This window comes from Nocardioides sp. NPDC127503 (assembly GCF_040302165.1).
In the GTDB taxonomy this organism is placed as follows: domain Bacteria; phylum Actinomycetota; class Actinomycetes; order Propionibacteriales; family Nocardioidaceae; genus Nocardioides.
In genome coordinates, this window is the sequence record NZ_JBEORH010000003.1 from 571,116 (window position 1) to 586,354 (window position 15,239).

The 15,239-nt window shown below is 70.2% G+C and carries 13 protein-coding genes, 1 pseudogene and 1 riboswitch; of the genes and pseudogenes, 10 read left to right on the plus strand and 4 right to left on the minus strand.

Annotation, left to right across the window (positions count from 1 at the left end; all coding sequences use genetic code 11):
• Positions 1-14 precede the first annotated feature (14 nt).
• From ABTW65_RS09825 to ABTW65_RS09835, 3 genes are read right to left on the minus strand one after another with little or no spacing between them, the layout of a single operon-like run.
• Complete coding sequence (locus ABTW65_RS09825; RefSeq protein ID WP_350659863.1) at positions 15-1,550, minus strand: tripartite tricarboxylate transporter permease; 1,536 nt, start codon at positions 1,548-1,550, stop codon at positions 15-17.
• A gap of 12 nt (positions 1,551-1,562) precedes the next feature.
• Positions 1,563-2,093 carry a tripartite tricarboxylate transporter TctB family protein gene (locus ABTW65_RS09830; RefSeq protein WP_350659864.1) on the minus strand — a complete coding sequence of 177 codons (531 nt, stop codon included), beginning with the start codon at positions 2,091-2,093 and terminating at the stop codon, positions 1,563-1,565.
• A 28-nt stretch (positions 2,094-2,121) separates the two neighbouring features.
• Entirely contained in the window at positions 2,122-3,117 is a 996-nt protein-coding gene (locus ABTW65_RS09835; RefSeq protein WP_350659865.1) for a tripartite tricarboxylate transporter substrate binding protein, read from the minus strand.
• Positions 3,118-3,271: 154 nt separating this feature from the next.
• Here ABTW65_RS09835 and ABTW65_RS09840 point away from each other — a divergent pair, with 154 nt between their 5' ends.
• From ABTW65_RS09840 to ABTW65_RS09880, 9 genes are all read left to right on the plus strand, one after another.
• Complete coding sequence (locus ABTW65_RS09840) at positions 3,272-4,183, plus strand: LysR family transcriptional regulator (protein WP_350659866.1); 912 nt, start codon at positions 3,272-3,274, stop codon at positions 4,181-4,183.
• A gap of 262 nt (positions 4,184-4,445) precedes the next feature.
• Positions 4,446-5,360: a 5-dehydro-4-deoxyglucarate dehydratase gene (gene kdgD, locus ABTW65_RS09845; protein WP_350659867.1), complete on the plus strand. Its 915-nt coding sequence runs from the start codon at positions 4,446-4,448 to the stop codon at positions 5,358-5,360.
• 42 nt (positions 5,361-5,402) lie between these two features.
• The gene (locus ABTW65_RS09850) at positions 5,403-6,896 is read left to right on the plus strand and encodes an aldehyde dehydrogenase (NADP(+)) (protein WP_350659868.1); all 1,494 of its coding nucleotides are present in this window, start codon (positions 5,403-5,405) and stop codon (positions 6,894-6,896) included.
• Complete coding sequence (locus tag ABTW65_RS09855; RefSeq protein WP_350659869.1) at positions 6,893-8,230, plus strand: enolase C-terminal domain-like protein; 1,338 nt, start codon at positions 6,893-6,895, stop codon at positions 8,228-8,230. Before ABTW65_RS09850 ends, ABTW65_RS09855 begins: the two co-directional genes overlap by 4 nt.
• A gap of 19 nt (positions 8,231-8,249) precedes the next feature.
• On the plus strand, positions 8,250-9,044 hold the full coding sequence (locus ABTW65_RS09860) for a sulfite exporter TauE/SafE family protein (RefSeq protein ID WP_350659870.1): 795 nt from the start codon (positions 8,250-8,252) through the stop codon (positions 9,042-9,044).
• Between the two features lie 56 nt (positions 9,045-9,100).
• Positions 9,101-9,925 carry an ion transporter gene (locus ABTW65_RS09865; RefSeq protein ID WP_350659871.1) on the plus strand — a complete coding sequence of 275 codons (825 nt, stop codon included), beginning with the start codon at positions 9,101-9,103 and terminating at the stop codon, positions 9,923-9,925.
• A gap of 130 nt (positions 9,926-10,055) precedes the next feature.
• A complete protein-coding gene (locus ABTW65_RS09870; RefSeq protein ID WP_350659872.1) occupies positions 10,056-11,063 on the plus strand; it encodes a Bug family tripartite tricarboxylate transporter substrate binding protein in 1,008 nt (335 codons plus the stop codon).
• A complete protein-coding gene (locus ABTW65_RS09875) occupies positions 11,060-11,587 on the plus strand; it encodes a tripartite tricarboxylate transporter TctB family protein (protein WP_350659873.1) in 528 nt (175 codons plus the stop codon). Before ABTW65_RS09870 ends, ABTW65_RS09875 begins: the two co-directional genes overlap by 4 nt.
• Positions 11,580-13,106 carry a tripartite tricarboxylate transporter permease gene (locus ABTW65_RS09880; RefSeq protein WP_350659874.1) on the plus strand — a complete coding sequence of 509 codons (1,527 nt, stop codon included), beginning with the start codon at positions 11,580-11,582 and terminating at the stop codon, positions 13,104-13,106. The genes ABTW65_RS09875 and ABTW65_RS09880 overlap by 8 nt, the downstream gene beginning before the upstream one ends.
• Before the next feature lie 47 nt (positions 13,107-13,153).
• Here the strand turns inward: ABTW65_RS09880 and ABTW65_RS09885 are convergent, their stop codons facing one another.
• Positions 13,154-14,320 (minus strand): ABC transporter substrate-binding protein, encoded by a 1,167-nt coding sequence (locus tag ABTW65_RS09885; protein ID WP_350659876.1) that lies wholly within the window; start codon positions 14,318-14,320, stop codon positions 13,154-13,156.
• Between the two features lie 103 nt (positions 14,321-14,423).
• A riboswitch (cobalamin riboswitch) is annotated at positions 14,424-14,627 on the plus strand.
• A 56-nt stretch (positions 14,628-14,683) separates the two neighbouring features.
• Between ABTW65_RS09885 and ABTW65_RS09890 the strand changes: the two are divergent.
• Positions 14,684-14,872, plus strand: a pseudogene (locus ABTW65_RS09890) (ferredoxin-like domain-containing protein); the annotation flags it as partial.
• Positions 14,873-15,239 lie beyond the last annotated feature (367 nt).

Consider the following 15,239-nt stretch of genomic DNA (forward strand, 5'->3'; position numbering starts at 1 on the left):
TCAGCGGGTCGGGCTCAGCGGGTCGGAGTGTCGACGTCGTCGCGGTCGGCCGGGGCGGCGACGGTGGCGGCCTTGCGTCGGGCCAGGATCGCCTTGGCGGCGGGCCAGAGGGCGACCAGGATGAAGGCTGCCAAGAGGGTGCCCGAGATCGGCCGGGTGAAGAACCCGGTCGGGTCACCGTCGAAGATCAGCATCGAGCGGCGTACGCCGTCCTCCACGATCGAGCCGAGGACGAAGGCGAGCACCATCGGGCCGGGCTCGAAGCCGACCTTCTTCATCAGGTAGCCGATCAGGCCGAAGACGATCATCACGAAGATGTCGAAGGTGGAGTTGTTGATCGTGTAGACGCCAAGGATCGTGATCAGCGCGGTGATCGGGGCCAGGATCGCCGGCCGCACCCGCAGGATGCGTACGAAGATGCCGACCAGCGGGATGCTCAGGACGAGCAGGATCAGGTTGCCGATGTACATCGAGTTGATGACGCCCCAGAACAGGTCGGGGCGCTCCTCGACCAGCTGCGGACCGGGCGAGATGCCAAGGATGAGCAGTGCGCCGAAGAGCATGGCCATCGACGCGTTGGCCGGGATGCCGAGGGTCAGCAGCGGGATGAACGAGGAGGTCGCGGCGGCGTTGTTGGCGCTCTCGGGGGCGGCGACGCCCTCGATGGCACCGCGCCCGAAGCGCTCGGGGTGCTTCGAGATCCGCTTCTCCGTGGCGTACGCCGCCAGGGAGGCCATCACCGCGCCGCCACCGGGCAGCACGCCCAGGACGAAGCCGATCACCGAGCCGCGGCCGATCGCGCCGGAGGACTGCTTGAGGTCCTTGCGGGAGGGCCAGATGTTGGCGACGGCGGCGGGTACGTGGGGCTTCCCGTGCCGCTCCTCGAGGTTGTAGAGGATCTCGCCGACGCCGAAGAGACCCATCGCGACGACCACGAAGTCGATGCCCTCGGTCAGCTGCAGGCTGCCGAAGGTGAAGCGCTCGGCGCCGCTGAAGCTGTCGCGGCCGATCGTGGCCAGCAGCAGGCCGAACGCGGCGGCGATCATGGCCTTGAGCTTGTTGCCGTTGCCGATGGTGGCGACCAGCAGGACGCCCAGCAGGGCCAGGGCGGCGTACTCCGGGTCACCGAAGTTGAGCGCCCAGCCGGCGATCAGTGGTGCCACCAGGGTCAGGCCGAGAATGGAGACGGTCGCGCCGACGAAGGAGCCGATCGCGGCGATGCCGAGGGCGGTGCCGGCCTTGCCCTGCTTGGCGAGGGCGAAGCCGTCGAAGACGGTGACCACCGATGAGGCCTCACCGGGCAGCCGGAGCAGCACCGAGGTGATCGTGCCGCCGTACTGGGCGCCGTAGTAGATGCCCGCCAGCATGATGATCGCGGAGACCGGGTCGATGCTGTAGGTGATCGGCAGCAGGATGGCGATCGTGGCTGCCGGCCCGAGGCCGGGGAGTACGCCGATCAGCATGCCGATGAGCACGCCGATCAGGCAGTAGAGCAGATTCTGCGGTTCGGTGACGAGCCCGAAGCCGTCGAGGAATGCGTTGACGTCCACTGGGGGCTCCGCTCAGAACAGGTGGGGCAGCGGGATGCGCAGCCCGTAGAGGAAGAGGAAGTAGAAGGCGGCGACCGTGGCGACCGAGGTGATGATCGTGCTGCGCCAGGACTCGCCGCCGAGGAACCTCAGCCAGACGACGCACAGCAGCAGCGAGGGGATCTCGAAGCCGATCACGGGCATCAGCAGGGCCAGCACGATGAAGGTGACCAGGCCGACCGCCGGGAGGATGCTGGAGCGGGTGAACTTCTCGCTGTCGGTCAGTCTGCGGCCGACGACGAGCAGGGCCACGGCCATCAGGGTGATGGCGATGCTGACCACGAAGGGCCACAGGCCGGGCCCGGGCTGGCGCAGCGAGCCCAGGCCGTAGCCGTAGGCGAGGACTGCGCCGCCGATGCCGACGACGAGAGCGACGAGCGCACCCACCACCTGGTAGACCGGTCCGCCGGCCGGAGGTCGTTCCTCCTCCAGCTCATGGGCCACCTCGGCCTGGATCTCGGCCAGGATGTCCTGGTCAGGAGAGGGGGTACGTTCGTCGCTCATCGTCATGCCTTCGTCGTGTGGGGCGGGGTCAGCTCGCGCCGAGGTTGAGACCGTACTGCTCGACCAGGTCGGCGAACCGCTTCTTGTCCTCCTCGAGCTGGGTCACCACCTCGTCGCCGGAGATCTCCATCGGGGTGAGGCTGTTCTGCTCGTTGAAGGCCTGGTACTCCTCGGTCTTGAACGTCGCCTGCATCGCCTCGGCGATGGCGTCCTTGACGTTGTCCGGGGTGCCCTTGGGGACGGTCATGAACCGGTACTGCGCGACCTCGACGTCGAGGCCCTGCTCCTTGGCGGTCGGGACGTCCGGCAGGTAGTCGACCCGCTCGGGACCGAAGACGCTCAGCGGGGTCAGCTTGCCGGACTCGATGTTCTCGATCGCCTCGCCGACCTGGATGCAGGCGGTGTCGACCTGGTTGCCGAGCACCGCGGTCAGCGCCGGGGCGCCGCCGTCGAACGGCACGGCCTCGGCGTCGACGCCGGCCGAGGCGTACGTCAGGCCGCAGGAGAGCTGCGCGCCGGTGCCCACGCCGGTGGTGCCGTAGGTGACCTTCTTCTTCGCGGCCTTGATGTCGTCGAGCGTCTTGAAGCCGCTCTTCGGGCCGGTGACCATGACGTAGTCGTCGCGGGAGACACCCTGGACGACGTCGAAGTCGCCGAGGTCGGTGACCTCGTCCTCGCTGACCGCCAGCGGCGTGATCGCGAAGAGCGAGGCGTTCTGGATGGCGATGGTCTGGCCGTCGGGCTTGGCCTTGGCGACCTTGTTGGCGGCGAGCGCGCCGTTGGCGCCCTCCTGGTTGATCACCGGGAAGGAGGCGCCGAGCTCGTCGGAGAGGCCCTTGGAGACCGCCCGGCTGATCAGGTCGCTGGAGCCGCCGGCCGAGGCACCGACGTACATCTCGACGTTGCCGGCGGGATACTCCTCACCGTCCCCGTTGCCTCCGGTGGTGTTCGAGACACCGCAGGCGGAGAGGGCCAGGGCCGCGACGCCGGCGGTCGCGGCGAGTAGGTGGGTGGTCGTACGCATCGTTGCTCCTAGGTCCTGGTGGCCGGGCTCGGTTGTCGCATGGGGATGGCCCGACGTCGTGTGACCACCGACACTAAGAGTCTTAGCGATACCGGTCCAAGCCCGATTCGGCATAGAGTGTTCCACCTGGTGCATCGTGGTCTACCCTGGCCAGATGATCACGCTCGACCAGGTGCGCTCATTCGTGGCCGTCGCCGAGGAGCTCCACTTCGGCCGGGCTGCCGAGCGCCTGCGGATGACGCAGCCGCCGCTGTCGCGACAGATCCAGAAGCTGGAGAAGGCCGTCGGTGCGCAGCTGCTCGAGCGGGACAACCGCCGGGTCGCTCTCACGGGTGCCGGAGCGGCCTTCCTCGACGAGGCCTATCGCATGCTCAACCTGGTCGAGAGTGCCGGTGACCTGGCTCGTCGGGTGGACGCCGGCGCCGCCGGCGTGGTCCGGCTCGGCTTCACCGCGGTCTCGGCCATCTCGATCCTGGGGCCCCTGCTGCGCCGCCTCACCGTCGAGCTCCCGGATGTCGAGGTGCGGCTCTCCGAGCGAGTCACCCTGGCCCAGGTCGACGGCATCCGCCACGGCGAGATCGACATCGGCCTGGCCCGCCCGCCCTTCGACACCGAGCTGCTCTCCTCGAGAGTGATCTCCCGTGAGCCGCTGATGGCCGTACTCCCGCAGGGTCATCCCTTGGCAGAGCTCGATCGGCCACTCACGCCGCAGGACTTCGAGGGCCAGCCCGTCATCGGCTACCACCCCCAGCAGTCCCGCTACTTCCACGAGCTCTCCGTACGCTTCCTGGCCAACGCCCACCCTCGCATCGAGCAGCGCGTGCACCAGGTCCTCACCGCCATGCTCCTGGTCTCCGCCGATCGTGGCGTCGGCTTCGTCCCGGTCTCGGCCAGCTCGCTGCACGTGGAAGGCGTCGTCTTCCGCCCCATCGAGCACGGCGGCGGCGACACCCGCCTCGACAAGGACCCCGAGCGTCCCGTCGAGCTCCATGCGATCTGGGCGCGGGGGTCTGTCAGTCCGGTCGTACGCCGGGTTCTCGATGCGATCATCCAGATGAACCGGTAGCTGGGGAACTGTCCCCGCCCCGTCCTTGACTCCGGGGTCTGGTGAGAAGACGCTCAAGAAAGGGTCGGCGGCCCACGCCAACCCCGGAGAAACACGCCGCGACAAGCGGTCAGGACGATCTGGGGCCACCCAAGCCGCCGCGATGCCGCCAAAGCATCACGAGATTCAAATTCGGGCTTGGACAGGCATCACCGAACGTTCATAACGTGATGGTCACCACCTTCCCCACTGGAACCCTCACAACATCTGAAGGACGTGACTCGTGACCGAGTACAGCCCGATCGACCTGGCCGCCCAGCTCAAGAGCGGGCTTCTCTCGTTCCCGGTCACCCATTTCACCGAGGACCTCCAGGTCGACGAAGAGGGCTACCGCAAGCACCTGAGCTGGCTGGCGGAGTACCCGGTCGCAGGTCTCTTCGCGGCCGGCGGCACGGGGGAGGGCTTCTCGCTGAACGCGGAGGAGACCGACCGGGTCGTACGTGCCGCGGTCGACGAGGTCGCGGGCGCGGTGCCGGTGCTGGCGCCGGCGACGGGCAGCACGGCCAACGCGGTCGCGCAGGCGAAGGCGGCCGAGGCGGCGGGCGCGGACGGGATCCTGCTGATGCCGCCCTACCTCACCGAGGCCGGGCAGGCGGGGCTCGTCGAGCACGCCAGCCGCGTGTGCGAGGCGACCGGCCTCGGCGTGATCGTCTACAGCCGCGCCAACGCAGTGCTGCGGGACGAGGCCGTGGATCAGCTCGCCGAGCGCAACCCGACCCTGATCGGCTTCAAGGACGGCGTCGGTAACATCGAGCAGATGACCCGCACGTACGCCCGGGTCGGCGACCGGCTCATCTACATCGGTGGCCTGCCGACGGCGGAGACGTTCGCGCTGCCGCTGCTCCAGCTCGGCGTGAGCACGTACTCCTCGGCGCTGTTCAACTTCGCGCCGAAGTGGGCGGTCGAGTTCTACGAGGCCGTACGTGCCCAGGACCGCGACGAGGTCTACCGTCGTCTCAACGAGTTCGTGATCCCCTACCTCGACATCCGCGACCGCACGGCCGGCTACGCCGTGTCGATCGTCAAGGGCGGTCTGACCGCGATCGGCCGGCCCGCCGGGCCGGTCCGCCCGCCGCTGACCGACCTGCGCGAGGACGAGATCGACGAGCTGCGCGAGCTGATCGCCCGGATCTCCTGACGCCGATCTGCACCTGAGAGACCGACCCGATAGGAAGGGAACATGAGCTACCGCTCGATCATCGCCGGAGCCGACTCCGAGCAGCCCGACGTCACCGCCGCCACCAGCGCCGCGGCCGAGGGCTTCGCCGGCTACCGCGCCACATCCCCCGAAGCCAGGGCGGACTTCCTCGAAGCCGTCGCCGCCGAGATCGAGGCGGCCCGCGCCGAGATCGTCGAAGCGGCTGTCGCCGAGTCGCACCTGCCCGAAGGCCGGATCAGCGGCGAGGTCGGCCGCACCACCGGCCAGCTCCGGATGTTCGCCGGCGTCGTGCGCCGCGGCGACCACCTGGGCGTACGCATCGACCCGGCCCTCCCGGACCGGACCCCGCTTCCGCGGTCCGACATCCGCCAGCGCCAGATCGCGCTCGGCCCGGTGGCGGTCTTCGGTGCCAGCAACTTCCCGCTCGCCTTCTCCACCGCCGGCGGCGACACCGCCTCGGCGCTGGCCGCGGGCTGTCCCGTCGTGGTCAAGGGCCATCCGGCGCACCCGCTCACCGGCTACCTGGTCGCGCAGGCCATCACCCGCGCGGTCGAGAAGGCCGGGCTGCACGCCGGCACCTTCTCCTTCCTCCTCGACACCGACTTCAAGGGCGGCATCGAGCTCGGCCAGGCCCTGGTCGTCGACCCGCGGATCAAGGCCGTCGGCTTCACCGGCTCCCGCGGTGGCGGCCTCGCGATCGTCGCTGCCGCGGCGGCCCGGCCCGAGCCGATCCCGGTCTACGCAGAGATGTCCTCGATCAACCCCGTCGTCGTCCTCCCCGGAGCGCTCGACGGTGACGTCGACGCGCTCGCCACGGCGTACGTCGGCTCGCTGACCCTCGGTTCCGGCCAGTTCTGCACCAACCCCGGCCTGCTCTTCCTCCCGAAGAGCGAGGCGGGCGATGCCTTCCTGGCCGCCGCCGGCCGGGCCACGGCCGAGGCCGTCGGCGCGACCATGCTGACCTCCGGCATCGCCGCCGCCTACGCGAAGGGCACCGCCGCGCTCCGTGCCACCGACGGCGTGACCGTCGTCGGCGAGGGCACTGCCGGTGACACCGACGCTCCCGCGCCCCAGATCGTCGAGGCCGCCCGTCTCGCCGGGGTGACCGACGAGGTCTTCGGCGCCTCCGGCGTCGTGGTCCGCTACGACACCGTCGAGGAGCTGCTGCCCAGCCTGGACTCCCTCGAGGGTCAGCTCACCGCGACGGTCCACGCCACCGACGCCGACAACGAGGCGGCCGCCCAGGTCGTCGCCGCGCTCGAGCTCAAGGCTGGACGGATCCTCTTCAACGGCTGGCCCACGGGCGTCGAGGTCGGCCACGCGATGGTCCACGGCGGCCCGTTCCCTGCCACCTCCGACTCCCGCACCACCTCGGTCGGCAGCCTCGCGATCGAGCGCTACCAGCGCCCGGTCGCCTACCAGGACGTACCCGCCGCCATCCTTCCGGAGGCCGTACGCGACGACAACCCGTGGCACCTCGCCCGCCGGATCGACGGCGAGCTGCAGCTGCCATGACCGACACGACCACTGTGCCCACTATTGGCAAGGTCGAGGTCGTCCCCGTCGCGGGCCACGACTCGATGCTGCTCAACCTCAGCGGCGCGCACGCGCCGTTCTTCACCCGCAACATCGCGATCCTCACCGACTCCGAGGGACGCGAGGGCGTCGGCGAGGTCCCCGGCGGCGAGCCGATCCGTCGCACCATCGAAGAGGCCGCCGAGCTGCTCGTCGGCCAGCCGGTCACCCGCTACCGCAGCCTGCTGCGGCAGGTCGCGGAGCGGTTCGCCGACCGCGACGCCGGCGGCCGCGGAGCCCAGACCTTCGACCTGCGTACGACGGTCCACGCCGTCACCGCGCTGGAGTCCGCGCTCCTCGATCTCGCAGGTCAGGCGCAGGGTGTACCGGTTGCCGAGCTGCTCGGCGACGGGCAGCAGCGCGACTCGGTGCCGATGCTCGGCTACCTCTTCTACGTCGGGGACCCCGACAAGACCGACCTGCCCTACCTGCGTGAGGCCGACGGCGCGGACGACTGGGATCGCGTCCGGCGAGAGGTCGCGCTGACCCCCGAGGCGGTCGTACGTCTCGCCGAGGCCGCCCAGGCCCGCTACGGCTTCGCCGACTTCAAGCTCAAGGGCGGCGTCCTCGCCGGTGAGGAGGAGGTCGCCGCGGTGACCGCCCTCCACGAGCGCTTCCCCGACGCCCGGATCACCCTCGACCCCAACGGCGGCTGGCTGCTCGCCGACGCGGTCCGGCTGCTGAAGGGCAAGGACGACGTGCTCGCGTACGCCGAGGACCCCTGCGGTGCCGAGGGCGGCTACTCGGGCCGCGAGATCATGGCCGAGTTCAAGCGCGCCACCGGGCTGCGTACGGCGACCAACATGATCGCCACCGACTGGCGCCAGATGTCCCACGCGATCCGCACCCACGCCGTCGACATCCCGCTGGCCGACCCGCACTTCTGGACCATGTCCGGCTCCGTCCGGGTCGCCCAGATGTGCCACGACTTCGGGCTGACTTGGGGCTCCCACTCCAACAACCACTTCGACGTCTCGCTGGCCATGTTCACCCACGTCGGCGCCGCCGCACCGGGGGAGATCACCGCGCTGGACACCCACTGGATCTGGCAGGACGGCCAGGGGCTGACCGAGTCGCCCCTGGAGATCCGCGACGGGGCGATCGCGGTGCCGACCGCCCCGGGGCTCGGGATCCGGATCGACCGTGACCGGGTCGCGGCCGCGCACGAGCTCTACCTCGAGCACGGGCTCGGCGTACGCGACGACGGCGTCGCGATGCAGTACCTGGTGTCGGGGTGGACCTTCGATCCCAAGCGCCCGTGCCTGGTTCGTTGACCGCCCTGATGACCGCCCGGTGAGCGCTGAGCTCGCCTGGCTCCTGCTCGCCGGCATCGGTGCGGGACTGACCGGCTCGGTGGCAGGTCTGGCCTCGCTGGTCAGCTACCCCTCCCTGCTGGCCGCGGGGCTGCCGCCGGTCGTCGCCAACGTCACCAACACGGTGGCCATGTTCGGCGTCACCGGCGGCACGGTCGCCGGCTCGCGGCGCGAGCTGCGCGGCCAGGGCAGAAGGATCGCCTGGCTGGCCCTGGCCTCCTTCCTCGGCGGCGCGCTCGGCGCGGCGCTGCTGCTCACCACGCCGGCCGAGGCGTTCGAGACGGTGGTGCCCTGGCTCGTCGGCGCCGGTGCGGTGCTCCTGCTGTTCCGCGACCGGATCCGCTCCTGGGCCGCCGCCCGCGCGGCCGCGCGGCCGCCGCGGCAGGCCTCGTCAGCAGGCGGTGACGAGCGGCGTACGTTGGCCCGCGGGTTCGGCTGGGGCGTCATCGTGTTCGTGCTCGGCATCTACGGCGGCTACTTCGGCGCCGGCGTCGGCATCATCGCGCTGGCCGTCCTCGTGCTCGAGCGCACCGAGGCCCTGGCGATCACGAACGCGGTCAAGAACGTGGCCACCGGCGTCGCCAACGGCACCGCCGCGATCGCGTACGTCTTCTTCGCTCCCGTGAGCTGGCCGGCCGCGGTCGCCCTCGGATCGGGCGCCGTGATCGGCGGCTTCCTGGGGCCAGCGATCGTCCGGGTCGCCCCCGAGCGCCCGCTGCGCTGGCTGGTCGGTCTCGCCGGGCTCGGGCTCGCGCTGCACCTGGCGACCCAGTAGGTCCCATGCAGTAGGCTCCCCGCCGCTGTCACGGGTCACAGGAGGACGAAGCGAACATGGGTTCGGAAGACATCTCGGTGCGCGCCCGGATCCGCGCGCTGGTCGACAACGACACCTTCCAGAAGGTCATCATCGGGGTGATCATCCTCAACGCGGTGGTCCTCGGTGTGGAGACGATGGTCCCCGAGCACCTCGCCCGCGAGCTGGCGCTGCTCGACGGCCTGCTCCTCGCGGTCTTCGTGATCGAGCTGGTGCTGCGGCTGGTGGCGTACGGCCCCAGGTTCTTCCGCGATCCGTGGAACATCTTCGACACCGTGATCGTCGCGATCGCGCTGGTGCCGGCGACCGGGCCGATGTCGGTGCTGCGGGCGCTGCGGATCCTGCGCGTGCTGCGCCTGGTCAACTCGGTCCCGTCCATGCGTCGCGTCGTCGACGGCCTGATCGCGGCGATGCCGGGGATGGGCTCGGTCGCGGCGCTGCTGGTGCTGATGATGTACGTCGCGGTGGTCATCTCGACCAACCTCTACGGCTCCATCGCGCCGGAGTACTTCGGCGACCTCGGCACCAGCGCGTTCACGCTGTTCCAGACCATGACCGGCGAGGCCTGGCCCGACATCGCCCGCGAGGTGATGGCCGAGGACCCCTCCGCCTGGATCTTCTTCGTCGTCTTCATCCTGGTGATGACCTTCGCGGTCCTCAACCTCTTCCTCGCCGTGGTCGTCTCCGGCATGGAGAGCGTCGAGAGCCTCGCCGAGCACGAGGAGGAGTCCGACGCCGAGATGATGGCCATCCTCACCGCGTTGCGTGAGGACCTCACGGCCGTACGCGAGGATCTGGCCGCGACCCGGGCCGAGCTGCAGAGCGCTCGCACGGAGGTCTAGCCCGTCCGGGTCGTACCCGTGACCACAATGACCACAAGGTCCAATACCTCCGGATGCTTCCGGGGTCCTCCGCGCCGCGCCTACCTTCACGGCCATGAAGTGACGTACGTCACTCTTGAAGGAGACCCCCATGAACCCCCTCATCCGTACCGCCGCGATCGTCGTCGCCACAGCCGTGGCAGGCACGTCGCTCGCCGCCTGCAGCTCGGTCAACAGCTCCGACTCGTCCTCCGGCGCAGCGCCGACGAGCGTGAACATCGTCGTCCCCGCCGACCCGGGCGGTGGCTGGGACCAGACCGGGCGAGCGTTCTCCGAGGTGCTGACCGGCGAGAAGATCGTCGAGACCGCCTCGGTGTCCAACGTTCCCGGGGCCGGCGGCACCGTCGGGCTGGCGCAGCTCGCCAACGAGACCGACGCCAACACCCTGATGGTGATGGGCCTGGTCATGGTCGGCGCGATCGAGACCAACAAGTCGGCCACCAAGCTCGCCGACACCACCCCGATCGCGAAGCTGACCGAGGAGCAGGAGGTCGTCGTCGTACCGGCCGACTCGAAGTACCAGACCATCAACGACCTGGTCGACGACATCAAGGCCAACGGGCAGGACGTCGCGATCGCAGGTGGGTCCGCGGGCGGCACCGACCAGATCCTCGCCGGCCAGCTGCTCAAGGCGGTCGGCGTAGCCCCCGAGGACATCGCCAAGAGCCTCAACTACGTGCCCTTCGACGGTGGCGCCGAGTCGGTGACCGCGCTGCTCGGCAACAAGGTCGACGCCGGGATCTCCGGTGTCGGTGAGTACGCCGAGCAGATCAAGGCCGGCAAGCTCCGTGCGTTGGCCGTCTCCGGCGAGGAGCCCTCCGGCCTGCTGCCCGACGTGCCCACCCTCACCGACGAGGGCATCGACCTGGTGCTCACCAACTGGCGCGGCATCGTCGCCCCCGGCGACCTCGACGACGCCGACCGGGAGGCCCTGACCGACCTGGTCACCGAGGCGGCCGAGTCCGACGCCTGGGGCAAGGTCCTCGAGACCAACGACTGGGACGACGCCTTCATGGCTGGTGACGAGTTCGACACGTACGTCGACGGGGAGGTCACCTCCGCACAGACCACGCTCAAGGAAATCGGTCTCGTCCAGTGAGCGAGCAGACCCCCACCCAGCCTGGCCGGCTCTCCTTCGGGGAGTCGGCCATGGCCGGGGGCATCCTCGCCCTCGGTGTGTTCGCGCTGGTGCGTGCGGGAAGCATCGCCGAGCCGGTCACCGCGGCCGGCGCGATCGGGCCGCGGACGATGCCCTACCTCGTCGGAGGCCTGCTGGTCGTGACCGGTGGCATCACCCTGGCGCGTGTCCTGCGTGGTGAGCGTGGTGTGCCCGAGGGCGGCGAGGACGTCGACCTGTCCGGCACCACCGACTGGCGCACCGCCGTCCTGCTGGCCGTGGCCGTCCTGGGCCACGCCCTCCTGATCGGCCCGGTCGGCTGGCCGCTGGCCGGCGCCGCGCTGTTCACGGCGGGCGCGGTCATCCTGGGCGCCCGCCCTTGGTGGCGCTCGCTGCTGATCGGCCTGGTCATGGCGTTCGCGATCCAGCTGGTCTTCGCCGGCGGTCTGGGCGTCTCGCTGCCGCCGGGCCCGTTCCTGGAGGGGGTGTCGTTCCTCCATGGATAACCTCACCCTGCTCCTGGAGGGGTTCGCCACCGCGGCGCGGCCCGAGTACCTCGTCTTCGCCTTCATCGGCGTCATCCTCGGCACCGCGGTCGGTGTCCTGCCCGGCATCGGACCGTCGATGACGGTCGCCCTGCTGCTGCCGCTGACGTACGCCTTGGACCCGACGGCCGCGCTGATCACCTTCGCCGGGATCTACTACGGCGGCATGTACGGCGGGTCCACGACGTCGATCCTGCTCAACACGCCTGGCGAGGCGTCCTCGATGATCACCGCCCTCGAGGGCAACAAGATGGCCAAACGTGGCCGGGGCGCCGCGGCGCTGGCCACGGCGGCCATCGGGTCGTTCGTGGCGGGCACGCTCGCCACGGTCGCGCTCACCTTCCTGGCCCCGATCGCCGCGGATCTGGCCGTCAAGCTCGGTCCGGTCGAGAAGGTGGCCCTGATGGTTCTCGCCTTCACCACGGTGGGGGCACTGCTGGGCCGCTCGGTCTCGCGCGGGCTGGCCGCCCTGGGCGTGGGCATGTTCATCGGGCTCATGGGCGTCGACGGCATGTCGGGGCAGATGCGGTTCACCTTCGGCGTACCCGTGCTCAACGACGGCATCGACGTCGTGGTCGTCGCGGTCGCACTCTTCGCCGTCGGCGAGGCGCTGTACGTCGGTGCGCAGCTGCGCCGGGGACCGCAGCAGCTCGTCCCGGTCACCCGCGGGTGGCGCACCTGGATGACGGGTGAGGACTGGCGGCGTTCCTGGAAGCCGTGGCTGCGTGGCACCGCGATCGGCTTCCCGATCGGCACTCTGCCGGCCGGTGGCGCCGAGGTCGGTACGTTCCTGTCCTACTCCGCCGAGCGCAAGCTGGCTCGCGGGAGAGCGAAGGAGGAGTTCGGTCACGGTGCCATCGAGGGGGTCGCCGGGCCGGAGGCGGCCAACAACGCCTCGGCCGCCGGCGTGCTCGTGCCGCTGCTGACGCTCGGCATCCCGACCTCGGCCACGGCCGCGGTGATCCTGGTGGCGCTGCAGCACTACAACATCCAGCCGGGGCCGCTGCTGTTCAAGGACCACGGAGACCTCGTCTGGCCGCTGATCGCGAGCCTCTACATCGGCAACGTGCTGTTGCTGGTGCTCAACCTGCCGCTGGTCGGGCTGTGGGTGAAGGTGCTCCAGATCCCGCGTCCCTACCTGTACGCCGGCATCCTGCTGTTCGCGGCCCTGGGGGCCTTCGCGGTGCACTTCAGCCCCCAGGACGTCATGGTGCTCCTCGTGCTCGGCATCCTCGGCTTCTTCATGCGCCGCTACGGCTATCCCGTGGCGCCGATGGTGGTCGGCCTGATCCTCGGGCCGATCTTCGAGCGGCAACTGCGCTCGGCCCTGCAGATCGCCCAGGGTGACTGGCTGACGCTGGTGCAGTCGCCGTTCGCGATCGTCGTGTACGTCGCGCTGCTGCTCGCGCTCGGCGGGTCGGTCGTACTCCGGCGCAAGGAGGACGACCTGGAGCACGAACTGGTCGAAGCCGGCAGCTGAACGGACCGGCTGCGACCGTTCGGGTCCGGCCGCAGCCGGTCGTCACATCAGCTGCCCGCTGAGGCGATCTCCTGCAGCACCATGTTGCGGGGGCCGTCGGGGGTGCTCTTGACCACCCGCAGGAAGTAGGGCTGGACGGGGTTGTGGTTGGGGTCGAAGGACCAGTTCCCGCGGGGGCTGACGATGGTGCCGACCGACCCGAGGGAGTCGGCGATCTCGTTGCGGTTGACGTCGTCGGAGAGGTCGAGCGCCTTGTCGAGCGCGGCCGCGGCGTCGTAGGCCTGCACCGAGTAGACCGTCGGGGTGGCGTCGTACGCCTCGCGGTAGTCCTTCACGAAGGCGTCGTTCATCAGCGAGTCCATCGTGTCGCTGTAGTGCAGCGCGGTGCGCACGCCGGAGGCCGCGCTGCCCAGCTCGGACAGTACGTCGCCCTCGGTGAGGAAGCCCGGGCCGTAGAGCCGGACGCTCTTGGTCAGCCCTGATTCGCGGTACTGCTTCACGAACGCCTCCGCCTCCTTGCCGGCGTAGGCGGCGTAGATCGCGTCGGCGCCAGAGTCCTTCGCCTTGTCGAAGAGCCCCGACCACTCCTCGGTCACACCGGCCGGCGTGTAGCTCTGGCCCGCCACGCTGCTTCCGGATGCCTCGAGGGCGATCATGAAGCTGTCGGAGAGCTCGTGCCCGGCCGCGTCGTCGGAGGCGATGACGTACGCCGAGCCCCGCCCGGTCTCCGTGGCGACCGCTGTCCCGAGCGCGCCGCCCAGGTCCGCGTTGGACGAGGACGTACGCCACAGGTAGTCGGAGCCGTCGGCGAACTCGTCGGCGCCGGCGCCGGTCACGATCAGCGGCGTCTCGCTGCTGGTCGCGACGTCCTTGGCCGCCAGCGCCGTCTCCGAGCTCACCACCCCGACGACCGCCTGGACCTCGTCGTCCTGGATCAGCCTGGTCACCGCGGCGACGCCGGTCTCGGCGCGGTCGCCCTCGTCGGCCTCGACGACGTCGATCAGCCGGCCGCCGAGCTTCCCGCCGTGCTGGTCGAGGTAGAGGTCGAAGCCACGGCTCATGTCGGTGCCGATCGACTTGTGGACGCCGGAGGTGGGCACCACCAGACCGATCGAGACCTTCGACTCCGAGGTCGTGGTGCAGGCCGTGAGGCCGAGCGCGAATGCCGAGATGGGCGCGAGAACGAACAACTGCCGGTGAGCCGAGCCTGTCACGGGAGACTCCATCTATGGGGTGGCCTCGGGAGATTTCGAGTAGGCGAACACTGGCACAAACCGCGGCCGGGAGGCGAGCAATTCGGCGCCGTGTCCGCAAGTCGGTAGTCTCGCCCTGCCAGTCGTACTCCATGCCTGATGGGGTCAGGGAACCCGGTGAAAGTCCGGGACTGACGCGCAGCGGTGAGGATGACGGGCGGGGCACGCCCTCCTTCCGGGGAGGACAGCCACTGGAGCCTGGCTCCGGGAAGGCGCTCCGCTCCGATCGATTCCGAGTCCGAAGACCTGCTGGCTCTGGCGGCGCCCGCCGCCAGGTCACCACGTGCCCCGCGCAAGGGCACATGACGCAGAGCAGGTGTCCTGATGACGCGAGTTCGAACCGACCGGTGCCCGGGAGTCGGTCGTCCGTGGGCGGCCGAGGACGGCCTGCTGGTGCGGCTGCGCCTGATCGGCGGGTCCGTCTCGTCCGCCGCGCTGCTCTCGCTGATCTCCGTGGCGGAGACCTATGGCGACGGGCGGATCTACCTCACTGGTCGCGCCAACCTGCAGGTCCGCGGCCTGCCGAGTGTCGACGGCGGCCGTTCTGGAAACAACCTGCCGGGCGAGGTCCTCACTGCGCTGAAGGCGACCGGTCTGGTGCCGGCGCAGACCCACGAGCTCGTACGCAACGTGATGGTCTCCCCGCAGACCGGGCTCGCCGGAGGGCTGGCCGACCTGCGCGGCGTCGCGGCATCGCTCGACAGGCTGCTGTGCGCTTCGCCGCAGCTGGCCGCGCTGCCGGGGCGGTTCCTCTTCGTGCTCGACGACGGCCGCGGCGACCTGGTCACGCGGGAGTGCGACCTCGGGCTGGTGGCACTCTCCGCTGCCGAGGGTCAGCTCCGGGTCGGTGACTCGTGGGGACCTGTCGTGCCGCTCGCCG

What these genes read in the sequence shown, in the direction of transcription:
- ABTW65_RS09830 (WP_350659864.1), bottom strand. Translation starts at nt 2,093, where the DNA reads ATGAGCGACGAACGTACCCCCTCTCCTGACCAGGACATCCTGGCCGAG.
- ABTW65_RS09835 (WP_350659865.1), bottom strand. Translation starts at nt 3,117, where the DNA reads ATGCGTACGACCACCCACCTACTCGCCGCGACCGCCGGCGTCGCGGCC.
- ABTW65_RS09840 (WP_350659866.1), top strand. Translation starts at nt 3,272, where the DNA reads ATGATCACGCTCGACCAGGTGCGCTCATTCGTGGCCGTCGCCGAGGAG.
- ABTW65_RS09850 (WP_350659868.1), top strand. Translation starts at nt 5,403, where the DNA reads ATGAGCTACCGCTCGATCATCGCCGGAGCCGACTCCGAGCAGCCCGAC.
- ABTW65_RS09855 (WP_350659869.1), top strand. Translation starts at nt 6,893, where the DNA reads ATGACCGACACGACCACTGTGCCCACTATTGGCAAGGTCGAGGTCGTC.
- ABTW65_RS09865 (WP_350659871.1), top strand. Translation starts at nt 9,101, where the DNA reads ATGGGTTCGGAAGACATCTCGGTGCGCGCCCGGATCCGCGCGCTGGTC.
- ABTW65_RS09870 (WP_350659872.1), top strand. Translation starts at nt 10,056, where the DNA reads ATGAACCCCCTCATCCGTACCGCCGCGATCGTCGTCGCCACAGCCGTG.
- ABTW65_RS09880 (WP_350659874.1), top strand. Translation starts at nt 11,580, where the DNA reads ATGGATAACCTCACCCTGCTCCTGGAGGGGTTCGCCACCGCGGCGCGG.